This is a genomic window from Sphingomonas profundi (assembly GCF_009739515.1).
GTDB classification, from domain to species: Bacteria; Pseudomonadota; Alphaproteobacteria; order Sphingomonadales; family Sphingomonadaceae; genus Alterirhizorhabdus; species Alterirhizorhabdus profundi.
This window is the reverse complement of record NZ_CP046535.1, coordinates 1,656,610-1,678,721: the sequence shown is the minus strand read 5'-3', so window position 1 is coordinate 1,678,721 and position 22,112 is coordinate 1,656,610. Positions and strand designations below refer to the sequence as shown.

Below are 22,112 nucleotides of genomic sequence, written 5' to 3'. Positions count from 1 at the left end.
CGGCTAGTAGACCGGCAGCAGGATCGTCTCGCTCAGCGCCCGATCGCCCTGCCGCAGATAGAGGCGCAGGTCGGCAGGGCCGGCGCCCTCGACCGCGACGTCGATCATCGCGCGCCACTGGCCGGGCCGCCCGACGATCGGATAGGCCGCCTTGTCCAGCACGCGGCCGCGCGCGACATCGGCCTGCACCGTCACCCCGGCATCGCGGCCCAGCCCGCCGAGCGCCTCGCCCGACAGATCGACGACGATCTTGCGCGCGCCGGCCACCGCCTTCTGCCCCGGCCGCCCGGCGGTGCCGGCACGGCAGGCGATGGCGCGGGAGGGCGCATCGGCGGCGGGATCGCGCCCGTTCCACGTCATGCGGTAGTCGAAGGCCATGCGCGCACCGCGCCGCGCGCGCGCCGCCGGCGTCCAGAAGGCGACGACATTGTCGTCCGTCTCGCCGCGGGTGGGAAAGGCGAACAGGGAGACGGCGCCCGCGCCCCAATCGCCCTTCGGCTCGATCCACAGGTTCGGCCGGCGATCGTAGAAGGCGCCGTCGTCCTGATAGTTCGCGAAATCGCGATCGCGCTGGATCAGGCCAAAGCCGCGCGGCGCGCGATCGGCGAAGCTGTCCAGGGTGGCGCGCGGCGGGTTGACCAGCGGGCGCCAGATCCGCTCGCCGCTGCCGGTGGCGATGGCCAGGCCGTCCGAATCGTGGATTTCCGGCCGCCAGTCGGTCGCGGCGACGCGGTCGCCCTCGCCATACCAGAACATGCTGGTGCAGGGCGCGATGCCGAGCCGGGCGACATCCTTGCGGAAGAACAGCACGCATGACGCATCCTGCACCACCCCGTCCGCGCCGTGGCGGCAATCGAAGCGGAAGGCGCCGGCCACGCTCGGCCCGTCGAGCAGCGCGTGAACGACGAACTGCTGCGCCCCGCGCCGCTCGATCCAGAAATCGGTGAACGCGGGGAACTCCTCCCGCCCGTCGATGCCGGTGTCGATGGCGATGCCGCGGGCTGAGAGGCCATATTGGTCCTGCGACCCGGCGGCGCGGAAGTAGGAGGCGCCGAGAAAGGCGATCCAGTCGCTGTCGCGTCCCGGCGTGATCGCGCGGAAGCCGGCGAGGCCCAGCGCCGGGTGGCCGGCGCTCGCCTCGAACAGGTCGGGCGCGAACGCCACCGGGCGGGCGCGGCCGCCTTCCACCAGATTGATCCGCACCGGATGGGGCGCGGTGGCGGTAAGCGGAAACAGGCGGATGCCGCCAAGCAGAGTGCGATCCGCCCGGTAGCGCAGCGTGCCCGCCGCATCGAAATCGATCGCGCCGGCGCCGGCCACCGGCGGCACCGGCCGGAACGGCGCGGCGGCGCGCGCCGCCGCCAGCCGCTGCAGGCCCTCCCACGAGAAAGGCACGGCGCGGCCGGCGGCGTGCGCGGCGCCCGGCAGCGCCGTGGACGCGGCGAGGAGCAGGAGGGCGGAACGTCGATCGATATCGGCCATGCGCGCTATAAGAGGAGAGAGCGGCCGCATTGCAACATGCGATCGGCCGGCCGCCTCGTCGTCGCGCGCAATCGCCGACCGGGCCGAACGGAGTCTCTCGGCGGAACGGCAAACACGGAGACATGCGGCGACGTCACCGCGCCCGGCATCGGCCACCGCACGATGCGCCGGCGGAAGCTGGCGCTGCACAGCGTCTGATCGGCGCAGTGATCGCGCCGAAAACATAAAAGCCCGCCAGCTCAGCGAGTTGGCGGGCTTTTATATGGTGGGCGTGGCAAGGATTGAACTTGCGACCCCTGCGATGTCAACACAGTGCTCTACCACTGAGCTACACGCCCACGGCGGCTGCCACTAGACGAGGCGTCGCCGTCGCGCAACCGTCATTTATCGGCCGCTGGCCGCGCGCAGGCGATCGAGAAAGGCGGGGCCGGCGGCCTCCAGCAGCGCGTCCGCCATCTGGAAGCCGAGCTTGCGATAGCTCTCCCACTGCGCCTCGTCGAAGAACTGGTCGCCGGTCGACTGGTGCGGGAAGGCGGGGTTGAAGCGGGCGTAGGCAGCCACGTCCGCCGCCATCGTCGGCAGCCGGCGGGGCTTCAGCCAGACGATGATGCTCGATTGCGTCTCGCCGGCGAAGCGGGCGCGCAGCATCAGCGCGAAGGCGCCGGCCGAGGCGGGATCGTCGATCCGCTCGTGCCAGCCGCCGGCCCCTTGCGCGTTGAGGAAGAAGGGGGCGGCGCCGCCGGCGACCTGCTCCACCGTGGCCCACTCCACCGGTTCCACCTCGCCGCGCAGATCGAGCCGCACCTTGCGGACGAGCTGTTCGAGATCGTCGAAGCGGTACAGCGGATCCTCGCCACCGTCGCACAGCAGGACCACGCCGACGCGGCGGTGGAGCAGGGCATAGGCGGCGCTGTTCTCGAAATGGCCGCCGTCCGAAAGATACACCCGGCGCCAGTTGCGCGAGTAGCGCGCCGTCATCTCGGCGAACAGGAACAGGAAGGTATCGAACCGGCTGCCCAGCCGATCGGTCAGCGGCCGCGCCACGCAGGGGGCGATCGTGCCGCCGTGCCTCCACCAGTAGCCGAGACGGACGTTGGCGAAGGTGCAGGTGAGCGCGCCGCCCAGGGTGGTGAGCCGGCCCATGCCGGCCGACGCCGCCGCGCCGGAGATGGCGCACCACTGCCCCATCGACAGCGCCTCCGCGTCGCTGGCGGCAAGATCGCTCCACCGGATCGGCGCGCCGCGATCCACGCTGATCCCCTGCGGGCCGAGCAGCAGCGGCACGCCCTTGCGATCCCGCTCCGTCAGCTGCGACTGCGGCGAGATCGTCTCGTTCAGGGTCGTCAGCAGCAGCGGGATGGGCGCGGTGACGGCGCCGGCGAAGAAGGCGCGCGGCTCCACATGATCGCACGGATCGCCCTCCTTGATCGTGCGCGCGCCATCGTCGAGCCGCAGCCGGGCAAGGTTGGAGGCGCCCAGATAGGCCCGCGTCAGCCGCGCCGCGTAAAGCTGGTGGAGCGACGAGAGGTTGATGAAGCCATGGGCGCGCCCCGTCATCCCGACCAGCACGACGAGGATCAGCAGCAGCGTGGCGGTCGGCCGTCCGTCCAGCCCCGGCGGCCCCCAGGCGGTGCCGGACCAGAGCACCGCCTGCACGGCCGCGTCCACCAGGATCGCGACGATGCCGTAGAGCAGGGTGCCGGCGATCAGCAGCGCCACGCTCATGTGCCGGGCGAGGAAGCCGGCGATGCCGCCGCCCTTCGCCTTGCCGCCGAGCAGGCCGGACAGGCGGTTGATCGCGAAGGCGGCGGCGGGGATCAGGACCGTCGAGACGAGCGGGCCGACGCCGCCGCCCATCACCGCCGGCACCCGGGTGCGCAGCGCGAGCGCGAGGCTGTCGCAGATGCCGGCGGTGACGAGCACCAGCGCGGCGAGGTTGGCGGCGGTGAGCCATGCGGTGAGCAGGCGGCGCATCTCCGCCGTGGGATTGGCGAAGCGGCCGCGCGCCTTCAGATAGGCGGCGATGGCGACCAGGCCGGTGGCGAGCACATAGGCCGCGCCGAGGCCGATCACCCAGATCGCCGGAGATCCGGCCGTGCGGCGCAGCGGCGGAATGGCCGAGACGTCGTAGAGGATCACCAGCGTTCCGGCGGCGGCGGCCAGCAGCATCGTCGGCACGGTCACGCGCAGGAAGCGGCGGCGGGAATCGGTGCGGTCGTCCAGCCGGCGCGGGCGGCCGAGCGGCTGGGGCGTCGCCTGCATGTTCTCCGTCATCCAGTAGGCCACGCCGCAGCAGAAGGCGGCGACGACGGCCAGGGCGGCCAGCGGCAGCCACGGGCTCAGGTGCAGAACCGTTTCGACCGGCGGCGCGGCCGGCGGGCAGCGGCCGGGGCAGAGCGGCGGCGCGGCGGCGGCCGGCAGGCGGATCGCCGTCAGCCGCGCCACCAGCGGATCGGCGCCGGCGAGGTGGAACAGCGCGCGCAGCAGCAGGGTAACGCCGGCGAAGATGCTCGCGACGGCGATCACGAACACGTAGAGCATCGCGATCCAGTTGCGCGTCAGATAGGATGCGGCGGAGGCATAGTCGCTCGGCCCGTTGGGCGCGAGATAGCGGCTGTGCTGGCGCAGCCACCAGATCGGGTTGCGCACCGCCGCGCCGTCCGGCCCGGCCAGCGTGCGGTCGGCCGGCTCGCTGGCCAGCACCGCCTCGGCGAAACGGTGCTGCTCGCTGACGCCTGGGGCGGTGCCCACCGCCTCCTGCCAGCCGGCGCCGCGCATGCTGCCGGGCAGGAACAGGCTGCGGAAGAAGCCGGCGATATAGCCGCCGCCCGACACCGCCGATACATAGTCGAAATGGCCGATCAGCCGCCGGCCGGCGATCGCCTGCAGCATGCCGAGCGAGAGCGTGGCGCTGCGGATGCCGCCGCCCGACAGAGCGAGGCCGGCGATGCCGGTGCCGCTCCACCCCGACACACCGGCACGAGCCGCCTCAAGCGCGGCGCGGCGGCTGGCCAGCGCGTCGCGATCGAGGTCGTCGGCGGCGCGGATGGCGGGGTCGGTTTCCGACGGCTGGCGCGGCGGCTCGCTCGGCATGGATCCCCCCACAGGATGCCGGCGGGGCAGGGACGCGTGCCGCCTCGTCGGGCACCAGCATCATGCGCCGCACGCGACGGGTTGGCAATCGAGGCATTGGACCATGCCGGTTCCAGCCGCGGCGATTTGGCGCTATCACCGCGCGACCATAACGGGAGAACCGCCGTGAAGCCCATCCTCGCCGCCCTTGCCGCTGCCGCCGCTCTTGTCGCCCCCGCCGCGATGGCGGCGCTGCCGGTCGGCGCGAAGGCGCCCGATTTCTCCACCCAGGCCACCCTGGCGGGCAAGCCTTTCCCCTTCACCCTCTCGCAGGCGCTGAAGAAGGGGCCGGTCGTGCTCTATTTCTACCCGGCGGCCTTCACCTCCGGCTGCACGGTAGAGGCGCATGAGTTCGCCGAGGCGACCGACGACTTCCGCAAGGCCGGCGCAACCGTGATCGGCGTCTCGGCCGACGATATCGAGAAGCTGAACAAGTTCTCTGTCAGCGAGTGCCGCAACAAGTTCGCCGTCGCCTCCGCCACGCCGAAGATGATCGCCGACTACGACGTGAAGCTGCCGGTGATCGCCAAGTCGAACCGCACCTCCTTCGTGATCGCGCCGGACGGGAAGATCATCTACGCCTATTCGGCGATGAACCCGGCCGGCCATGTCGCCAACACGATGGCGGCGGTGAAGACGTGGGAAGCGGCGCACCGCAAATAAGGTCGGGAGGGATCATGGCCGACATCGCGCTCGTCACCGGCGCCAGTTCCGGCTTCGGCGCGGCGATCGCGCGGCGGTTCGTGGGCGAGGGCCGGCGGGTGATCGCCGCCGCCCGCCGCGCCGAGCGGCTGGCGGCGCTGGCGGAGGAGCTCGGCCCGGCGCTGCTGCCGCTGACCTTGGACGTGACGGACGCCGCCGCCGTCTCCGCCCTCCCCGGATCGCTGCCGCAGGATTGGCGCGACGTGGCGATCCTCGTCAACAATGCCGGCCTCGCGCTTGGCCTGGCGCCCGCGCAGTCGAGCGTCCTGGCCGACTGGGAGCGGATGGTGGCGACGAACGTGACCGGGCTGATGCGCATGACCCACGCCTTGCTGCCCGGCATGGTGGCGCGCGGGCGGGGGCACGTCGTCAATCTCGGCAGCGTCGCGGCGAACTACGCCTATCCGGGCGGCAACATCTACGGCGCCACCAAGGCGTTCGTGCAGCAGTTCACGCTGGGCTTGAAGGCGGATCTGATCGGCACCGGCGTTAGGGTGACGGACATACAGCCCGGCCTCGTCTCCGGCAGCGAATTCTCCGAGGTGCGGCTGGGGGCCGAGAAGGCGGCGGCCGTCTATGCGGACACCGTGCCGATGACGGCGGAGGACATCGCCGAAGCGGTAAGCTGGATCGTCGGCCTGCCGCCGCACATGAACGTGAACCGCATCGAGTTGATGCCCGATGTGCAGGGGCCGGCCGCGCCGAACGTGAAGCGCGGCCGATGACGCCACCCTCGCGGCGGCGCATCCTGGGCGCCAGCCTGGTCGGCACGGCGGTAGAGTTCTACGACTTCTACATCTACGCCACCGCCGCCTCGCTAGTGTTCGGGCCGCTCTTCTTCCCCGCTTCCTCGCCCTCGGCGCAGCTGCTGGCGGCCTATGCCAGCTTCGGCCTCGCCTTCCTCGCCCGGCCGCTCGGCGCAGCCATGTTCGGTCATTTCGGCGATCGGGTGGGGCGCAAGTCCACCCTCGTCGCGTCGCTGCTGACGATGGGCGGCTGCACCACCGCCATCGCCTTCCTGCCGACCTACCAGGCGATCGGCTGGTGGGCGCCGCTGATCCTGTGCATCCTCCGCTTCGGCCAGGGCTTCGGCCTGGGCGGCGAGTGGGGCGGGGCGGCGCTGCTGGCGGTGGAGAATGCGCCGCCGGGCTGGCGCGCGCGCTACGGCATGGTCCCGCAGCTGGGCGCGCCGGTGGGCTTCATCGCCGCCAACGGCCTGTTCCTGATCCTGGGCGTCGCGCTGAGCCCGGACGAGTTCCGCGCCTGGGGCTGGCGGCTGCCGTTCCTGTTCAGCGCCGTGCTGGTGGCCGTGGGCCTGTGGGTGCGGCTGAAGCTGACGGAGACGCCGGTGTTCGCCGCCGCCATGGCAGAAGCGCCGCCGCCGAAGGTGCCCCTGGCGGACGTGCTGCGGCTCTACCTGCGGGAGACGGTGGCGGGCACCTTGGCGGTGGTCGCCTGCTTCGCGATCTTCTACATCGCCACCGCCTTCGCCCTTGGCTATGGCACGACGAGCCTCGCCATCCCGCGCGAGAGCTTCCTCGGGCTGCAGCTGGGCGCGATCCTGTTCATGGCCGGCGGCATCCTGCTCGCCGGCTGGCTCTCCGATCGCAGCAACCCGCGCCGCATCCTGATGGCCGGCTGCCTCGGCACGATGCTGGCAGGCGCGGTGCTGGCGCCGCTGATGGCCGGCGGATCGCTGGCGGCGATCTTCCTGTTCCTGGCGCTGGCGCTGTTCGTGATGGGCTTCGTCTACGGGCCGCTGGGCGCGTGGCTGCCCGGGCTGTTCCCGGCGCATGTGCGCTACACCGGCGCCTCGCTGGCGTTCAACGCGGGCGGCATATTGGGCGGCGCGCTGGCGCCGATCGTGGCGCAGGCGCTGGCGGATCGCGGCGGGCTGCCGTTCGTGGGACTGTACCTGGGCGCGGCGGGGGTGGTGAGCCTGGCGGGGCTGCTGGCGGTGCGGGAGCGGGGGCTGGCCCGGTAACGGCGCGGCGGCGGTCGCCGGCCCTCTCCGCCGCCCGGGCGTCGGAGAGGGCCGTGGATCTCGTCCCGCGCCGGCCCGGCGCAGCGGCTGCCGCTCTCCGCCTACTTCTTCTCGAACGCGGCGGTGATCTTCAGCGGCACGACATCTGAGACGAGCGGCACGCCGTAGCTGATGCCGAAATCGCTGCGCTTCACGCTGGTCGTCGCCTCGAAGCCCACGTTCAGGCCGTGCGGCGGCATCGGCCCGTTGCCCGCGCCGGTGAACTTCGCGTCCAGCACCACCGGCTTCGTCACGCCGCGCAGGGTGAGGTTGCCGGCGATCCTCGCGCTGTTGCCGCTCACCGTGACGCTCGTCGACTTGAACGTGGCGGTCGGGAACTTGGCCGCGTCGAAGAAATCGGGCGTGGCGAGATGCGCGTTCAGCTTCTCGCTGGTGGTGACGAGGCCGTTGAGCGGGATCTCGATCGAGACGGTGGCGGCGTTCGGCTTAGCCGGATCGATCGTCAGCGTGCCGGTGGCGCCGCCGAAGATGCCCCAGTAGCTGTTGAAGCCGAGATGGTTGACGGTGAAGACCACCTGGGTGTGGCCGCTGTCCACGCTGTAGGTGCCGGCCGTCACCTGCTTCACGTCCATCGTGCCCGGCGCCTTGGTGGGCATCTGCGCGGCCGCCGGCAGCGCGGCGGCGAGAGCGAGAGCGGCGAGGGGGGCAAGGCGCATCGGAACCTCCGCATGAAAAAGGGACGGGCCGTTGCTGGCCCGTCCCCGATGCGCTGTCAACGACGGCGCCGTTACGATGCGCCGCCGCGGCGGGCGGCGGGCATCGGTTGCTCGCCCGTCAGTTCTTCGCCTTGTCGACCAGCTTGTTCTTGGCGATCCACGGCATCATCGCCCGCAGCTTCTCGCCGACCTGCTCGATCGGGTGGGCGGCGGCGGCCTTGCGGGCGGCCTTCAGCTCCGGCTGGCCGGCGCGGTTGTCCAGCACGAAGTTCTTGACGAAGCGGCCGGACTGGATGTCCGCCAGCACGCGCTTCATCTCCGCCTTGGTCTCGTCGGTGATGATGCGCGGGCCGGTGATGATGTCGCCATATTCGGCGGTGTTGCTGATCGAGTAGCGCATGTTGGCGATGCCGCCCTCATAGAGCAGATCGACGATCAGCTTGGTCTCGTGCAGGCACTCGAAATAGGCCATCTCGGGCGAGTAGCCCGCCTCGACCAGCGTCTCGAAGCCCGCCTGGATCAGGTGGGTGACGCCGCCGCACAGCACGGCCTGCTCGCCGAACAGATCGGTCTCGCACTCCTCCTTGAAGGTCGTCTCGATCACGCCGGAACGGCCGCCGCCGATCGCCGAGGCGTAGGAGAGGGCGACGTCGTGGGCGTTGCCGCTGGCATCCTGGGCGATCGCGATCAGGCAGGGCACGCCGCCACCGCGCTGATATTCGGAGCGGACGGTGTGACCCGGCCCCTTCGGCGCGATCATGAACACGTCGATGTCCGCGCGCGGCTCGATCAGGCCGAAATGCACGTTGAGGCCGTGGGCGAAGGCGACGGCCGCGCCGGGGCGCAGATTGGCGGCCAGATCGTCATTGTAGATGGCGGCCTGATGCTCGTCCGGCGCCAGGATCATCACGATATCGGCCCACGCGGCGGCGTCGGCGTTGGACAGCACCTTGAAGCCGGCTTCCTCCGCCTTCTTCGCGGTGGCGGAACCGGGACGCAGCGCGATAGCGACCTCGCTCACACCCGAATCGCGCAGGTTCTGCGCGTGGGCATGGCCCTGGCTGCCATAGCCCACGATCGCGACCTTCTTGCCCTTGATGAGCCCGATGTCGGCATCCCGGTCGTAGTAAACGCGCATGTCATTCCCTTCGCTGTCTTTCCCTCTCCCTCAGGAAGAGGATACGAAGACTTGGGCGTGCAACGCCCTAGTCGGAGTTGGTGAGGGTGGTCCACCGTCGGTGAAGGACCAGCCCTCACCCTCCCACGCCTGCGGCGCGGGCCCCTCCCTCTCCCGCAAGCGGGAGAGGGGTTGAGTTCAGGCCGCCTCCCGCCCCCGCGCGATGGCGGCGACGCCGGTGCGGGCGACCTCGATCAGGCCCACCTCGCGCATCAGCTCGAGGAACTTGTCGATCTTGTCGGAGCCGCCCGTCACCTCGAACACGAAGCTGGAGGTGGTCGCATCCAGCACGCGGGCACGATACACCTCGGCCAGCCGCAGCGCCTCGATGCGGTGATCGCCGACGCCCTTCACCTTCACCAGCGCCAGCTCGCGCTCCACGTGCGGGCCAAGCTCGGTCAGGTCCGTCACCTTGTGGACGGACACCAGCCGGTCGAGCTGGGCGATGATCTGGTCGATCACGTCGCTGGGGCCGCTCGTCACGATCGTGATGCGGCTGATCGCCTCGTCCTCGGTGATGTCGGCCACCGTCAGGCTCTCGATATTGTAGCCGCGGGCCGAGAACAGGCCGGCGATCCGCGCGAGGATGCCCGACTCGTTGTCGACGAGGACGGAGAGCGTGTGCCGCTCGGCCTTCTGTTGCTTGATGCGCATCAGACCAGCGCCTTCGCTTCGTCGTCCATCTCGCCGGACACCTCGTTGGCCTGCAGGATCATCTCCGTATGCGCGGCGCCGCTGGGGATCATCGGGAAGCAGTTGGCCATCTTCGTCACGCGGCAGTCGACCATCACCGGGCCGTTCGCCGCCAGCATCGCGGCGATGCCGTCGTCCAGCTGATCGGGCGTCTCGATGCGCAGCCCGGTCCAGCCATAGGCCTCGGCCAGCTTCACGAAATCGGGCAGCGAGTCGCTGTAGCTCTCCGAATGGCGGCCGGCATAGGTGAGATCCTGCCACTGGCGGACCATGCCCATATACTCGTTGTTCAGGATGAAGATCTTCACCGGCAGGCGATACTGCGTGGCGGTCGCCAGCTCCTGGATGTTCATCTGGATCGAGGCCTCGCCGGCGATGTCGATGACGAGCGCGTTCGGATTGCCGAGCTGGGCGCCGATCGCCGCCGGCAGGCCGTAGCCCATGGTGCCGAGCCCGCCGGAGGTAAGCCACTTGTTAGGCGCATCGAAGTGGAAGTGCTGCGCCGCCCACATCTGGTGCTGGCCCACCTCCGTGGTGATGATCGGCTTGCGCGCCTTCGTCGCCTCGTAGAGCCGGCGGATCGCCTCCTGCGGCATGATCTCGGCGGTGGACGGCGGATAGGCCAGCGACTTCTTCGCGCGCCACCCGTCGATCTGCGCCCACCAGGCGGTGAGATCCTGCTTGCGGTGCTGGCGCGCGCGCCAGAGTCGGATCATGTCCTCCATCGCGCGGCCGACATCGCCGACGATCGGCAGATCGACCCGCACCGTCTTGTTGTGCGACGCGCGATCGATATCGACGTGGATCTTCTTCGAATGCGGCGAGAAGGAGTCCAGCCGGCCGGTGACGCGATCGTCGAAGCGGGCGCCCAGGCAGACCATCAGGTCGCAGCCGTGCATCGCCATGTTCGCCTCGTAGGTGCCGTGCATGCCGAGCATGCCCAGCCACGCGTCGCCGGTGGCGGGATAGGCGCCGAGGCCCATTAGGGTGGAGGTGACGGGCGCGCCGGTGAGCTTCTGCAGCTCGCGCAACAGCTGGCTGGCCGCCGGGCCGGAGTTGATGATGCCGCCGCCGGTGTAGAGGATCGGCCGCTCCGCCGCGGCGATCATCTCGACCGCCGCCTCGATCAGCGTCGGCTCCGCCTTCACCTGCGGGCGATAGCCCTTGTGCGGCAGCGAGGCCGTGCCCGGCTTGCGATAGGTGGCGGTGGCGACCTGCACGTCCTTGGGCAGATCGATCACCACCGGGCCGGGCCGGCCGGAGGTGGCGATGTGGAACGCCTCGTGCACGATGTCGCCGAGCTTCGCCGGATCCTTCACCAGATAATTATGCTTGGTGCAGTGGCGGGTGATGCCGATCGTGTCGCATTCCTGAAAGGCATCGGTGCCGATCAGCGCGGTGGGCACCTGGCCGGTGATGACGACGAGCGGGATCGAATCCATCAGCGCATCGACGATGCCGGTGACGGCGTTGGTCGCGCCCGGGCCGGACGTGACGAGGACGACGCCCGGCTTGCCGGTGGCGCGGGCATAGCCTTCCGCCGCGTGTACGGCGCCGCCTTCCTGCCGCACCAGGATGTGGCGGATGCGCTTCTGGTGGAAGATCGCATCGTAGATCGGCAGCACCGCGCCGCCGGGATAGCCGAACACCACCTCGACGCCGAGATCCGTCAGCGCCTCGATCAGGATGTCCGCACCCGAACGCTCGATACCCATCGTCTTCGCCTTCCTTGCCTGCCCGGCCCGTAGAGCAATGTGCGCCGCGACGAAACCGCCCTGCCGGCGATCACCGGCATCCTGCCACCCAAAAGTGCGGCGGAGGCGCCACGCGAGGCATGGCGGGCGGCGACGCGGAGCATGCCTGCGGGCCGTGCCGGGCTGCTACGGCGAATAAACTAAGCTGTCAACGCCTCCGATCGCAATAATGTTGCGAGATGGGCAGTACCGGCATCATCTAATTGCCGTTCGTCGATCCGCCAGTCGCGCGGGGGCTGGTTGGCGAACCACGTATATTGCCGCTTGGCGTAGCGCCGCGTCGCCTGCGCCGCGCGCGCCAGCATCGTCGCCCGGTCGATCCGGCCGGCGAGCCAGTCGGCGATCTCGGCCACGCCGATCGCCCGCATCACCGGCAGAGCGGGATCGAGGCCGCGGGCGAGCAGCGCCTTCACCTCGGCGACGCCGCCCTCCGCCAGCATCGCCGCGAAGCGTGCGTCGCAGCGCGCGTAGAGCCACTCGCGCGGCGGCAGCAGCAGCAGCGGCGCCAGCCGCACGCCGCCGGCGATGCCGCCGCTGCGATCGCCCTGCCAGGCGGCGAGCGGCCGGCCGGTCGCGCGCACCACCTCCAGCGCGCGCGCCACCCGCGTGGTGTCCGACGGGTGGAGCCGGGCGGCGGCGGGCGGATCCTCGCGCGCCAGGGCGGCATGCGCGTCCGCCACCGGCATCGCCCGCACGGTGGCGCGCACCTGCGGATCGATGTCCGGCACGGGCGCGATGCCATCGAGCAGGGTGCGGATGTAGAGGCCGGTGCCGCCGACCAGGATCGGCAGGCGGCCGGCGCCGTGCGCCTCCGCTATCGCCCCCCGCGCCGCCGCCGCCCAATCCGCCGCCGAGCAGGCGCGCGCCCCATCGAGGTGGCCGAACAGGCGGTGCGGCGCGCGTGCCTCCTCCGCAGGCGAGGGTCGGGCGGAGAGGATGCGGAGATCGGCATAGACCTGGCTCGCATCGGCGTTGATGATCGTACCGTCGGCGATGGCGGCCAGCCGCAGCGCCAATGCCGACTTGCCGCTGGCGGTCGGCCCTGCAATGAGCGCCAGCGGCGGCAATGGTGGGGAGTGATCGGTGCTCATCGCGACGGTGATAGCAGGCGCGGCACGCGCGGGCACTCTGGCGGACGGCGACGTTTCCGCCTGCCGCGACGCCCTGGCCGCCGCCGGCTGCGCGCCCGGCGTCTCCCGCTGGATCGAGGCCGGCCACGCGTTCGACCTGGGCTTCGCCGGCGAGCGGGCGGAGGGCCGCGCTGCGCTGGAGGGGCTGATCGGCGGCGCCGACGTGATCGTACAGCCGGTGCAGGGCCGGGTGAAGCGCCTGCTGGTGGCCGACATGGATTCGACGATGATCACGATCGAGTGCATCGACGAACTGGCCGACTATGCCGGCATCAAGGCGGAGGTCGCCGCCGTGACCGAGGCGGCGATGCGCGGCGAGCTGGATTTCGAGGCGGCGCTGGATGCGCGCGTGGCGCTGCTGCGCGATCTGGACGCGGCGGTGATCGATCGCTGCCACGCCGACCGGGTGCGCATCATGGCCGGCGCGAAGCCGCTGATCGCCACGATGCGGGCGCATGGCGCGCGCTGCGTGCTCGTCTCGGGCGGGTTCACCGTGTTCGCCGATCGCGTGGCGGCGGAGATCGGCTTCGATCGCGCGCTGTCCAACGTGCTGGAGATGGCGGACGGGCGGCTGGCGGGCACCGTCGCCCGCCCGATCGTCGGCGCCGCCACCAAGCGCGAGACGCTGGTGGCCGAGGCGGCGGCGCTGGGCCTGCCGCTGGCCGCGACGATGGCGATCGGCGACGGTGCCAACGACATTCCGATGATCGAGGCGGCCGGCCTGGGCGTCGCCTACCACGCCAAGCCGCGGACGGCGGCGGCGGCGGCGGCGCGCATCGACCATGGCGATCTCAGCGCGCTGCTCTACGCGCAGGGCCATGCGCGGCGCGACTGGGTGGAGGGCTGAGCCCCGCTTACGGCGCCGCGACCGGGAAGCAGGCCGCGCCGGTCGCCGCGATCTTCGCGCACGCCTTGCCCGCATCGGCGCGGCTGGCGATCGGGCCGGCCTGCAGCCGCGTGATCGCGCCCGCCTTCACCAGATAGGAGCGCAGGCCGAGGCCCGGCACCTTGCGGACGATCCCGTCCCACGCCTTGCCGGCGGCCGCAGGATCGGAATAGGCGCCCACCTGCACGCGCCAGCCGCCTCCTCCTCCGCCCGCCGCGATCGGCTTGGGCGCGGGTGTCGGTGCGGCGGCCGGCTTCGGCGCGGGCGCCGGCTTCGGTGCGGCTTTCGGTGCCGGCGCCGGCGCGGGCGGCGGCGTGGCGGCGGCGTAGCTCTGGCGCTTCGGCGCGGGTGCGGGCGTGGCCTGGGCGACTGCCGGCGGGGTGACGGCGGCGGGCGCGGGCCGGGGCGGGTTCGCGCGGACGAGCTGGCCGGCATCGTCCTCCGCAGCGTTCGCCAGCGCCGCGCTCCGCTCCAGATCGCGGGCGAGGGCGGTGCCCTGGGTGCGCTGGGCGAGCGGTACGTAGAGGTCCATCTCCGACAGGCTCTTCACCGCCGGCGGCAGGCCGGCGGACGCGGCGCGCGTCATCAGCGCGTAGGCGCGCACCCAGTCCTTCGGCGCGAGATCGCCGTTGAACAAAGCGGTGCCGATCACATATTGCGCCCGCGGATCGCCGCGATCGGCCGCCTTCTGCAGCCACGGCAGCGCGCCCTTGCGGTTGCCGTTCTGAAACAGGAGCAGGCCGTAATTCGCCAGCGCCTCGGTATGGTTCTGGAGCGCGGCCTTGTAATACCAGTCCTGCGCGACCTTCTCGTCGCGCGTCACGCCGCGGCCCAGGCGGTAGGCCTGCGCCAGATTATATTGCGCGTTGCGGTTGCCCGCCACCGCCAGAGGCCGCCAGATGGCAAGCGCCCGGGCATAGTTGCCGCCATCCCACGCATCGGCCCCCGCCGTCACCGCGTCGCCGTCCGCGCCCTTGGCCGGCGCGTCCGGCCGGCGCTGCGCGGGTGCCGCCACCGCCGGCGCGAGCAGCGCCGCCAACAGACCCGTGACCGCGAAGATGCCGTACCGCGATGTCATCCATGCCCCCCAGTGCGCCCGCTGCGTCCCATGCCGGCGGTGTAGCCGAACGTCCCTACCGCCGCCTTAACGGATCCCGCGCGCGGGCGCCGGCCGCCGCCACTCGCGCAACCGGCGGTTAACCACTTCTTAGCCGGGCCCGGTGCATGTGGGCAACGCAAAGGGGGATCGGGGGCACATGCGGGTATTGGCACTGGCATCGCAGAAAGGCGGATCCGGCAAGACCATCCTTGCCGGACACCTGGCGGTGCAGGCGGAGCGCGCCGGTGCCGGGCCGGTGGTGCTGATCGACATCGATCCGCACGGCACGCTGGCGACTTGGTGGAACGTCCGCGCCGAGGAGACGCCGGCCTTCGCCCAGACGACGGTGGAGCGGCTGGCCGCCGATATCGAGATGCTGCGCGTGCAGGGCTTCCGCCTGGCGATCATCGATACGCCGCCGCTGGTCTCCACCCCCGTCGCCAGCGTGATCGCGCTGGCCGAGCTGGTGGTGGTGCCCACCCGGCCCCATGGCGACGAGCTGCGCGCCGCCGGCGGCACGGTGGATCTGTGCGCCCGCGCCGGCAAGCCGCTGCTGTTCGTGGTCAACGGCGCCGCCGCCGACACGCCCGTCTCGCTGGAGGCGACGATGTCGCTGGCGCAGCACGGGCCGGTCGCCCCGCTCGCGATCCACCAGAATCCCGATCTCGCCGATGCCATGCTGGCCGGCCTCACCGTGATCGAGAACAGGCCGGGCGAGCGCGCCGCGCGCGAGATGGACGAGCTGTGGAACTATGTGTCCGGCCGGCTGGAGAAGAATTTCCGCCGCACCGTGTTCGCCGTGCCGCGCGTGGCGGCCGGCGGCTTCGGCCGGCGCGGGCTGTGACGATGGACGAGGGGCAGGGCGCGCCCCGGCTGCTCGCCCGCAAGGGCGAGGCGCGCCCGGCCATGCGCCCGGACAACGACAATGCCGCCGGCAACGTCGATGCGGTGGATGCCGCGATCATGCTCGCCGCCGGACGGCGGGCGGCGGTGACGCTTCGGCTGGATCCGCTGCGGCATATGCGGCTGCGGATCGCCTGCGCGCTGGACGGGCGATCGGCCCAGGCCATTTTGGGCGAGGCGCTGGATGCGCATCTGACGACGATGAGCGGCATCGACGGCCACATGGAACGGGCGATGGCGGACGGCGGCGAGGCCGCGCGAGGACGAGGGACGGAACGATGAACAGGGCTGTGGTAATCAAGTTCGCCGCATCGGCGGCGCTGCTGGGCACCGTGGCGGTGGGCTGCAAGCCGGCCTCGCACCCGGCCTCGCTCTCGTCCGTCGCGCCCCGGGCCGACCGGGAGGCTGCGAAGCTGGCCGATCGCGCCGGCGAGGCGCTGGCGCGCAAGGATGCGGTGGCGGCGGTTAAGTTCGCCGAGGATGCGGTGGCGCTCGCGCCGCGCGAGGCGGGCAATCGCCTGCTGCTCGGCCGCGCCTATATCGCCTCCGGCCGCTTCAAGTCGGCCGAGACCGCTTTCGCCGACGCCCTGGCGCTGACGCCCGGCGACGGCCAGGCGGAGCTGAGCCTCGCCCTGGCACGCATCGCGCTGGGCAAGTGGGACGATGCGCGCGCGCTGCTGGCCTCCGCCAAGGGCAAGGTGGGCGAGAGCGATCGCGGCCTGGCCCTGGCGCTGGCCGGCGACAAGGATGGCGGCGTGCAGGCGCTGGAAGCCGCCGCGCGCGCGACCGGGGCGGACGCCAAGGCGCGCCAGAACCTGGCGCTCGGCTACGCCCTGTCCGGCCGCTGGGCGGAGTCCGCCTCGATCGCCGCGCAGGATCTGCCGCCGGCGATGGTGAAGGCGCGCATGACCGAGTGGGCGCATCTGAGCCAGCCGAGGGACGCGTGGGACCAGATCGCGGCGCTGATGCACGTCACCCCGATCGAGGATGGCGGCATGCCGGCCGCCCTCGCCCTGGCCCCGGAGGCGACGCCGGCCGTGCCCGAGGCGACTGCCGCCGCCGATCCCGCGCCGCTGCCCGCCGAGGCGCCGGCGCCGGTGATGGCGACCGCCGCCGCCGAGCCGGCCGCTCCCGCCGAGCCGGCCGCGGCCGAGATCGCGCAGGTCGAGCCGCAGGCGCCTTCGCCGGCCGCCGCCGTGGCGCCCGTCGCCGTGCCGGATGCGGCGCCCGCACCCTATCTGGTGGAAGCGGCCGCGACGACCCCGCCGCCGCTGATCGCCGCGCCGGCCAAGCCCGGCCGCCTGCTGATCGCCCGCAAGGTGCCGGCACCCGTGCGCCAGAGCGCCACCGGCCGCTACGTCGTCCAGCTCGGCGCGTTCGCCAATGCCGCCACGGTGGAGAGTGCGTGGCGAAGCACCGCGCGCCGGCTCAATCGCGTGGCCGGCCTCACCCCCTATCAGGCGAAGTTCGGCGCGGTGCACCGCCTCTCGCTCGCCGGCTTCGAGACGCGGGGCGCCGCCGTGGCGCTCTGCCAGCAGATCCGCGCCGCCAGGGGCGAGTGCTTCGTGCGGGTGAACGCCGGCGACGCGATGGCGCAGTGGGTGAAACCGGGCATCCGGCTGGCCTCGCGCTAAGCCCGGCCCGGCGGATCGCGGAGGCGCCGCTCAGCCCAGCGCGCGGCCGCCCTTGATCGTGCGGCGGACCTTGCCCTGCACGGGCAGGCCGTCGAACGGCGTGTTGCCCGCCGCGCCGACCAGACGATCGGTATCGATGCGCCACGGCGCGCCCTCGTCCACGAGGATCAGGTCCGCCTCCGCGCCCGGCGCGATACTGCCGCCGGGAATGCCGAGCAGCCGCGCCGGATTGGCCGAGAGCAGGGCGAACAGCCGCGGCAGGCCGATCACCTCGTCCCGCACCAGGGTGAGGGCAAGAGCCAGCAGGGTCTCGGCGCCGGACATGCCGGGCTCGGCATCCTGATAGGGCAGGCGCTTCGCCTCCGGCCCCTGCGGATCGTGGGCCGAGCAGATCACGTCGACCGTCCCGTCCCGCACCGCCTCGATCGCGGCGCGCCGGTCCGCCTCGTCGCGCAGCGGCGGCGAGAGGCGGGCGAAGGTGCGGAAGGCGCCGATCGCGATATCGGAGAGCAGCAGGTGCGCCGGGCTGATGCCGCAGGTGACGGGTACGCCGCGCCGCTTGGCCGCGCGGACGAGATCGAACGCGCGGGCGGTGGTGAGCTGGCGGAAGTGGAGGCGGGCGCCGGTCTCCTCGGCGAGCAGCAGATCGCGGGCGACCGCCATCGCCTCGGCCGTGGCGGGTGCCGCGGCAAGGCCCAGGCGGGTCGCCGTCTCCCCCGCCGTCGCCACCGCGCCGGCGGCCAGAGCGCCATCCTCGGCATGGGCGATCACGAGCATGTCTAGCGCGGAGGCGTAGGCGAGCAGGCGGTGCATGACGCCGGAATCGGCGATCCAGCGGCGGCCGGTGGCGATCGCGCAGGCGCCGGCCGCCTTCATCAGCCCGATCTCGGCGAGTTCCAGCCCGGCGAGGTCGCGGGTGGCGGCGGCGATCGGGTGGATCCAGACGTCCGGCTTGCCGGCGGCGGCGGCGCGCTGCACCAGCGCCGCCTCGTCCAGCGGCAGCGACTGATCCGGCATCAGCGCGGCGCGGGTGATGCCGCCGGCGACGAAGGCCGGCAGATCGATCGCGAAGCTGCCGAGATCGACGATGCCCGGCGCGATCAGCGCGCCCCGTGCGTCGATCCGGTCGGCATCCTCGGGCAGGTCGATCGTGCCGGAGGCGGCGATGTGGCGATCCCGCACCAGCAGCCCGCCGGGCGTGACGGTGCCCGCCGCCGGATCGACGAGGCGGCCGTTCAGGATGGCGAGCGGCGTCATGCCCAGCCCTCCACGCCGCGCTGCCGGCGCGTCAGCACGTCCAGGCAGGCCATGCGCACGGCGACGCCCATCTCCACCTGCTCGGTGATGGCCGAGCGGGTCGGGTGATCGGCGACGCTGCTGGTGATCTCCACCCCCCGGTTCATCGGGCCGGGATGCATCACCAGCGCATCGGGCGCGGCCCGCTCCAGCCGTTCCGGCGTGAGGCCGTAGAGCGCGTGATATTCGCGCGGGGAGGGCACGAAGCCGCCGCTCATCCGCTCCCGCTGCAGGCGCAGCATCATCACGACGTCGCAGCCCTCCAGCCCCGCATCGAAATCGGTGAAGGGGGTCACGCCCATCCGCTCGATCGCGGCGGGCATCAGCGTGGGCGGCGCGATCACCCGCACCTCGGCGCCGAGCGCGGTCAGCGCCATGATGTTAGAGCGGGCGACGCGGCTGTGCAGCACATCGCCGCAGATCGCCACGCGCATCCCCTCTATGCGGCCCTTGCGGCGGCGGATGGTGAGCGCGTCGAGCAGCGCCTGGGTGGGGTGTTCGTGGCGGCCATCGCCGGCGTTGAGCACCGGGCAATCGACCTTGTCGGCGATCAGCTGCACCGCGCCTGACGCCTCGTGGCGGATGACGATCACGTCCGCGCGCATGGCGTTCAGCGTGACGGCGGTGTCGATCAGCGTCTCGCCCTTCTTCACGCTGGACTGGCCGACGCCCATGTTGACCACGTCCGCCCCCAGCCGCTTGCCGGCGATCTCGAAGCTGAGCAGCGTGCGGGTGCTGTTCTCGAAGAAGGCGGTGATCACGGTGAGGCCGGCCAGCCGCCCGTCATGCTTCGATCGGCCGCGATTCAGCGCGATCCACTGCTCCGCCTCGTCGAGCAGATAGGTGATCTCCCACGGCTGGAGGCCGAAGATCCCGGTGAGATCGCGGTGGGGAAAGGGGGAGTGCATCGAGGCGAGGGCTGTATCGCGGCCGGCCGCGAAGCTCAAGCTGGCCGGCGCGGCGCGCGCCGGTGGCGGCGAGCCGCCCTTGTGCGCCGCAGCAAGAAAACCTTACGCGGGATACGTACGACGGAAAGGGTGGCCGACCTACATCATCGTCGTCGCACATCAAGGAGATAAGGGATCATGAACTTCTCGGACGGCCGCAACAGGATGAGCAAGGAACGCCTGTTGTCCTCGCTTCTGCTGTTCTCCTTCGGTCTCGGCGTGCTGTTCTTCCTGATCGCCCTGGAAAGGGTCAACTGGTTCCACATCCGGCCGGCCAGCGGCGTGGCGGCGGCGATGTCCTATGCCGGGGGCAATGCGCCCACGCCGTCGCCGACCGGCGCCGCGCCGACCCAGCCTGCCGGCGTGCCGCAGCCGGGGCGCTGATGCCTTCGCCGCCGGCTCATGCGGCCGGCGGCTCCCACAACTCGATGGCATTGCCTTCCGGATCGTGGATGCGGGCGAAGCAGCCGATCTGCGGGTCGTCCCACTCCGCCCTGGTCACGACGGCGATGCCGGCCGCGCGCAGGCTGCCGAGCAGCGCATCGAGGCCGGCGACCCGCAGGTTGAGCATGAACGCCTTGTCGGCGGCGAAATAGTCGCTGTCGGCGGCGAAGGGGGCGAACACCACCGGGCCGCCCAGGGTCGTCCAGTGCCACTCGCTCGGCGGGCCGGCACCCTCCGCCGCGCAGCCGCCGCCGACGCCCAGATGCGTGCGATACCAGGCCGACAGCCCTTCCGGATCGCGCGCGCGGAAGAACAGGCCACCTATCCCCAGCACCGGCATCGCACGTCTCCCCGACAGCGGCGGCAGCGTATCATCGCGTCCGGTGAGGGTACAGGCCGGCCGGATGCGCTCACCCCATCGTCATCGCGTCGATGGCGCCCTGCAGGATGTAGGCGGCGGCCATCTTGTCGACCAGTTCGGCGCGGCGGGCGCGCGAGGCGTCCGCCGCCAGCAGGGTGCGGGTGACGGCGGCGGTGGACCAGCGCTCGTCCCACAGCAGGACCGGCAGGCCGAGCGGATCAAGGTTGCGGACGAAGGCGCGGACGGACTGGGTACGCGGCGAATCGCTGCCGTCCATGCTGAGCGGCAGGCCGACGACGAGCCCCTTCACCGACTGACGCGCGACCAGCGTGCGCAGCAGCGCCAGATCGACGGCGAACTTGGCGCGGCGGATCGTCTCGGCCGGCGTCGCGATCGTCCACATCGCGTCGCACAGCGCCACGCCGATCGTCTTCGTGCCGACGTCGAGCCCGGCGAGCCGGCCGCCCTGCGGAAAGCGATCGCGAAAATCGCCGGCGGCGGGCAGCAGCGGCATCGGCATCAGCGCAGGAAGGTAGCGGCGCGGGCCTGCGCATCGGCGCGGATGCTGGCCCAGAACAGCGCGTAATCGAACACGTGGTAGTTGTTGCCCGGCAGCACATAGGCGCCGTAGCCCTCCGGCGGCGGGCCGATCAGCAGGATGCCGCGCGGGCCGCACCGCGCCGGCACGCGGCCGGGCACGATGTCCGCGTCGGCAAGGCCCGCCTTGGGCACCAGCGCGCCGCGGTTGGCGCCAGCCGGGGCGGCGGCGCCCGGCGTGCCCGTAAGCGGGTTGGTGCACAGCATGGCGGTGCCGCGCCGCGGATGGCCGGTTAGGCCGATCGTGGCGTCGTACACGTCCGTCACCTGGTGCGGATCGGCCGGTTCGGCGAAGCTCTGCCACGAGAGGATGCAGTTCGCCTGAGCCGGCGTGGCGCAGGCGGGCAGGCCGAGCGCCGGCAGGTCCGCCGTGACCGAGATCGGCCAGCCGACGAGATAGGCCGCCACGATCCGCCGTGCGATCGGCCGGCCGGCGACCTGCTGGTGGATCAGCCGCATCAGGTGCAGCGAGCCCTGGCTGTGGCCGACGAGCATGATCGGCCGATCCGCCGGGATCTGGCGGAGGAACGCCTCGAACGCGCGCGCCACGTCGCGATAGGCAAAGTCCAGCGCGGCGGCGGCATCGGCACCGCTGGCGAGGAAGGCGCCGATGCCGGCCTGGCGATAGCGCGGCGCCCAGATCGCGCCCACGCCGTTGAACGCGCTCGCCTGGCTGGAGGCGAACAAGGCGAGGCGGTCGTTCGTCTCCCGGTCGTCCAGCGGCGCGTTCCAGCTGGTGCGGCGGGTGAAGGCGGTGGGCGGTACGTAGAAGATGGCGATGCGCGGATCGCGGGCGGGGGCCATGCCGGGCGGCAGCCAGCGCGAGGGATCCTTCGGCAGATCGGGGCGAGCGAGCCAGGCGGCAGGGCGCGCATAATCGGGGGCGCCCGCATCCGGCAGCGGCACGAACGGGGTGGAGGGCACGAAGACGGCGCGCATGATCCTGTCCTGAAACAGGTTCCAGCCGATCGCCGCGACCAGCACGAGCGCGATCAGGGCCGCGACGATGTAGAGAAACTTGCGCGCCAATATGTCCTCGTGCGGATCGCTGCGAACCGCACGGGAGCGGCTGCGGCACGTGCCTAGCCTGCTTCGCCGCCCGCCCGCAACGCATGGCGGTGCCGCCGGAGACGCCGCGCCGCTTGAAGCAAGCGGGTGCGGGTGCTAGCCGCGCG

Annotated in this window: 21 protein-coding genes and 1 tRNA gene; 8 read left to right on the top strand and 14 right to left on the bottom strand. The window is 71.9% G+C overall.

Features of this window, described 5'->3' with window-relative positions:
* Nucleotides 1-3: 3 nt before the first annotated feature.
* From GNT64_RS07820 to GNT64_RS21515, 3 genes are all read right to left on the bottom strand, one after another.
* The gene (locus GNT64_RS07820) at nt 4-1,482 is read right to left on the bottom strand and encodes an OpgD/OpgG family glucan biosynthesis protein (RefSeq protein ID WP_156679020.1); all 1,479 of its coding nucleotides are present in this window, start codon (nt 1,480-1,482) and stop codon (nt 4-6) included.
* Nucleotides 1,483-1,745: 263 nt separating this feature from the next.
* Nucleotides 1,746-1,820, bottom strand: a tRNA-Val gene (locus GNT64_RS07815).
* Between the two features lie 46 nt (nt 1,821-1,866).
* Nucleotides 1,867-4,575, bottom strand: coding sequence for a patatin-like phospholipase domain-containing protein (locus GNT64_RS21515; protein WP_197277315.1), 2,709 nt, complete (start codon nt 4,573-4,575; stop codon nt 1,867-1,869).
* 222 nt (nt 4,576-4,797) lie between these two features.
* Here GNT64_RS21515 and GNT64_RS07805 point away from each other — a divergent pair, with 222 nt between their 5' ends.
* Genes GNT64_RS07805 through GNT64_RS07795 form a run of 3 tightly spaced genes read left to right on the top strand, consistent with a single transcriptional unit; the run spans nt 4,798 to nt 7,300 of the window.
* Entirely contained in the window at nt 4,798-5,277 is a 480-nt protein-coding gene (locus GNT64_RS07805; RefSeq protein ID WP_156681500.1) for a peroxiredoxin, read from the top strand.
* A 14-nt stretch (nt 5,278-5,291) separates the two neighbouring features.
* Nucleotides 5,292-6,041 carry an SDR family NAD(P)-dependent oxidoreductase gene (locus GNT64_RS07800; protein WP_156679019.1) on the top strand — a complete coding sequence of 250 codons (750 nt, stop codon included), beginning with the start codon at nt 5,292-5,294 and terminating at the stop codon, nt 6,039-6,041.
* Nucleotides 6,038-7,300, top strand: a complete 1,263-nt coding sequence (locus GNT64_RS07795) for an MFS transporter (RefSeq protein WP_156679018.1) — start codon at nt 6,038-6,040, stop codon at nt 7,298-7,300. Before GNT64_RS07800 ends, GNT64_RS07795 begins: the two co-directional genes overlap by 4 nt.
* Before the next feature lie 101 nt (nt 7,301-7,401).
* Here GNT64_RS07795 and GNT64_RS07790 read toward each other — a convergent pair whose 3' ends face one another.
* The 5 genes from GNT64_RS07790 to miaA form a co-directional block, all read right to left on the bottom strand.
* Nucleotides 7,402-8,016, bottom strand: coding sequence for a YceI family protein (locus GNT64_RS07790; RefSeq protein ID WP_156679017.1), 615 nt, complete (start codon nt 8,014-8,016; stop codon nt 7,402-7,404).
* A gap of 118 nt (nt 8,017-8,134) precedes the next feature.
* Nucleotides 8,135-9,154, bottom strand: coding sequence for a ketol-acid reductoisomerase (gene ilvC / locus GNT64_RS07785; protein WP_156679016.1), 1,020 nt, complete (start codon nt 9,152-9,154; stop codon nt 8,135-8,137).
* A 177-nt stretch (nt 9,155-9,331) separates the two neighbouring features.
* A complete protein-coding gene (ilvN, locus tag GNT64_RS07780) occupies nt 9,332-9,847 on the bottom strand; it encodes an acetolactate synthase small subunit (protein ID WP_156679015.1) in 516 nt (171 codons plus the stop codon).
* Nucleotides 9,847-11,601, bottom strand: a complete 1,755-nt coding sequence (locus tag GNT64_RS07775; protein WP_156679014.1) for an acetolactate synthase 3 large subunit — start codon at nt 11,599-11,601, stop codon at nt 9,847-9,849. The genes ilvN and GNT64_RS07775 overlap by 1 nt, the downstream gene beginning before the upstream one ends.
* Before the next feature lie 179 nt (nt 11,602-11,780).
* Nucleotides 11,781-12,731, bottom strand: a complete 951-nt coding sequence (gene miaA / locus GNT64_RS07770; protein WP_156679013.1) for a tRNA (adenosine(37)-N6)-dimethylallyltransferase MiaA — start codon at nt 12,729-12,731, stop codon at nt 11,781-11,783.
* Here miaA and serB point away from each other — a divergent pair.
* Nucleotides 12,724-13,617, top strand: a complete 894-nt coding sequence (gene serB / locus GNT64_RS07765) for a phosphoserine phosphatase SerB (protein ID WP_156679012.1) — start codon at nt 12,724-12,726, stop codon at nt 13,615-13,617. The genes miaA and serB overlap by 8 nt on opposite strands.
* A 7-nt stretch (nt 13,618-13,624) precedes the next feature.
* Here the strand turns inward: serB and GNT64_RS07760 are convergent, their stop codons facing one another.
* The gene (locus tag GNT64_RS07760) at nt 13,625-14,734 is read right to left on the bottom strand and encodes an SPOR domain-containing protein (protein WP_156679011.1); all 1,110 of its coding nucleotides are present in this window, start codon (nt 14,732-14,734) and stop codon (nt 13,625-13,627) included.
* 178 nt (nt 14,735-14,912) lie between these two features.
* On the opposite strand from GNT64_RS07760, the gene GNT64_RS07755 reads away from it, so the two are divergent.
* The 3 genes from GNT64_RS07755 to GNT64_RS07745 are packed head-to-tail and all read left to right on the top strand — an operon-like array spanning nt 14,913 to nt 17,292.
* Nucleotides 14,913-15,599, top strand: coding sequence for a ParA family protein (locus GNT64_RS07755; protein ID WP_156679010.1), 687 nt, complete (start codon nt 14,913-14,915; stop codon nt 15,597-15,599).
* A gap of 2 nt (nt 15,600-15,601) precedes the next feature.
* Nucleotides 15,602-15,940, top strand: coding sequence for a hypothetical protein (locus GNT64_RS07750; protein WP_422396635.1), 339 nt, complete (start codon nt 15,602-15,604; stop codon nt 15,938-15,940).
* Nucleotides 15,937-17,292 carry a tetratricopeptide repeat protein gene (locus tag GNT64_RS07745; protein ID WP_156679008.1) on the top strand — a complete coding sequence of 452 codons (1,356 nt, stop codon included), beginning with the start codon at nt 15,937-15,939 and terminating at the stop codon, nt 17,290-17,292. Before GNT64_RS07750 ends, GNT64_RS07745 begins: the two co-directional genes overlap by 4 nt.
* A gap of 30 nt (nt 17,293-17,322) precedes the next feature.
* Here GNT64_RS07745 and GNT64_RS07740 read toward each other — a convergent pair whose 3' ends face one another.
* Together GNT64_RS07740 and GNT64_RS07735 are read right to left on the bottom strand one after the other, a co-directional pair.
* Nucleotides 17,323-18,549 (bottom strand): dihydroorotase, encoded by a 1,227-nt coding sequence (locus GNT64_RS07740; protein WP_156679007.1) that lies wholly within the window; start codon nt 18,547-18,549, stop codon nt 17,323-17,325.
* Complete coding sequence (locus GNT64_RS07735; protein ID WP_156679006.1) at nt 18,546-19,496, bottom strand: aspartate carbamoyltransferase catalytic subunit; 951 nt, start codon at nt 19,494-19,496, stop codon at nt 18,546-18,548. Before GNT64_RS07735 ends, GNT64_RS07740 begins: the two co-directional genes overlap by 4 nt.
* A gap of 177 nt (nt 19,497-19,673) precedes the next feature.
* On the opposite strand from GNT64_RS07735, the gene GNT64_RS07730 reads away from it, so the two are divergent.
* Entirely contained in the window at nt 19,674-19,919 is a 246-nt protein-coding gene (locus GNT64_RS07730) for a hypothetical protein (RefSeq protein ID WP_156679005.1), read from the top strand.
* Nucleotides 19,920-19,935: 16 nt separating this feature from the next.
* On the opposite strand, the gene GNT64_RS07725 is transcribed toward GNT64_RS07730, so the two are convergent.
* The 3 genes from GNT64_RS07725 to GNT64_RS07715 all read right to left on the bottom strand — a co-directional run bounded on the left by GNT64_RS07725 (nt 19,936) and on the right by GNT64_RS07715 (nt 21,966).
* The gene (locus tag GNT64_RS07725; RefSeq protein ID WP_156679004.1) at nt 19,936-20,319 is read right to left on the bottom strand and encodes a VOC family protein; all 384 of its coding nucleotides are present in this window, start codon (nt 20,317-20,319) and stop codon (nt 19,936-19,938) included.
* 70 nt (nt 20,320-20,389) lie between these two features.
* Nucleotides 20,390-20,854, bottom strand: a complete 465-nt coding sequence (gene ruvX, locus GNT64_RS07720) for a Holliday junction resolvase RuvX (RefSeq protein WP_156681499.1) — start codon at nt 20,852-20,854, stop codon at nt 20,390-20,392.
* Between the two features lie 5 nt (nt 20,855-20,859).
* Nucleotides 20,860-21,966 (bottom strand): DUF3089 domain-containing protein, encoded by a 1,107-nt coding sequence (locus GNT64_RS07715; protein WP_156679003.1) that lies wholly within the window; start codon nt 21,964-21,966, stop codon nt 20,860-20,862.
* Nucleotides 21,967-22,112: the final 146 nt, after the last annotated feature.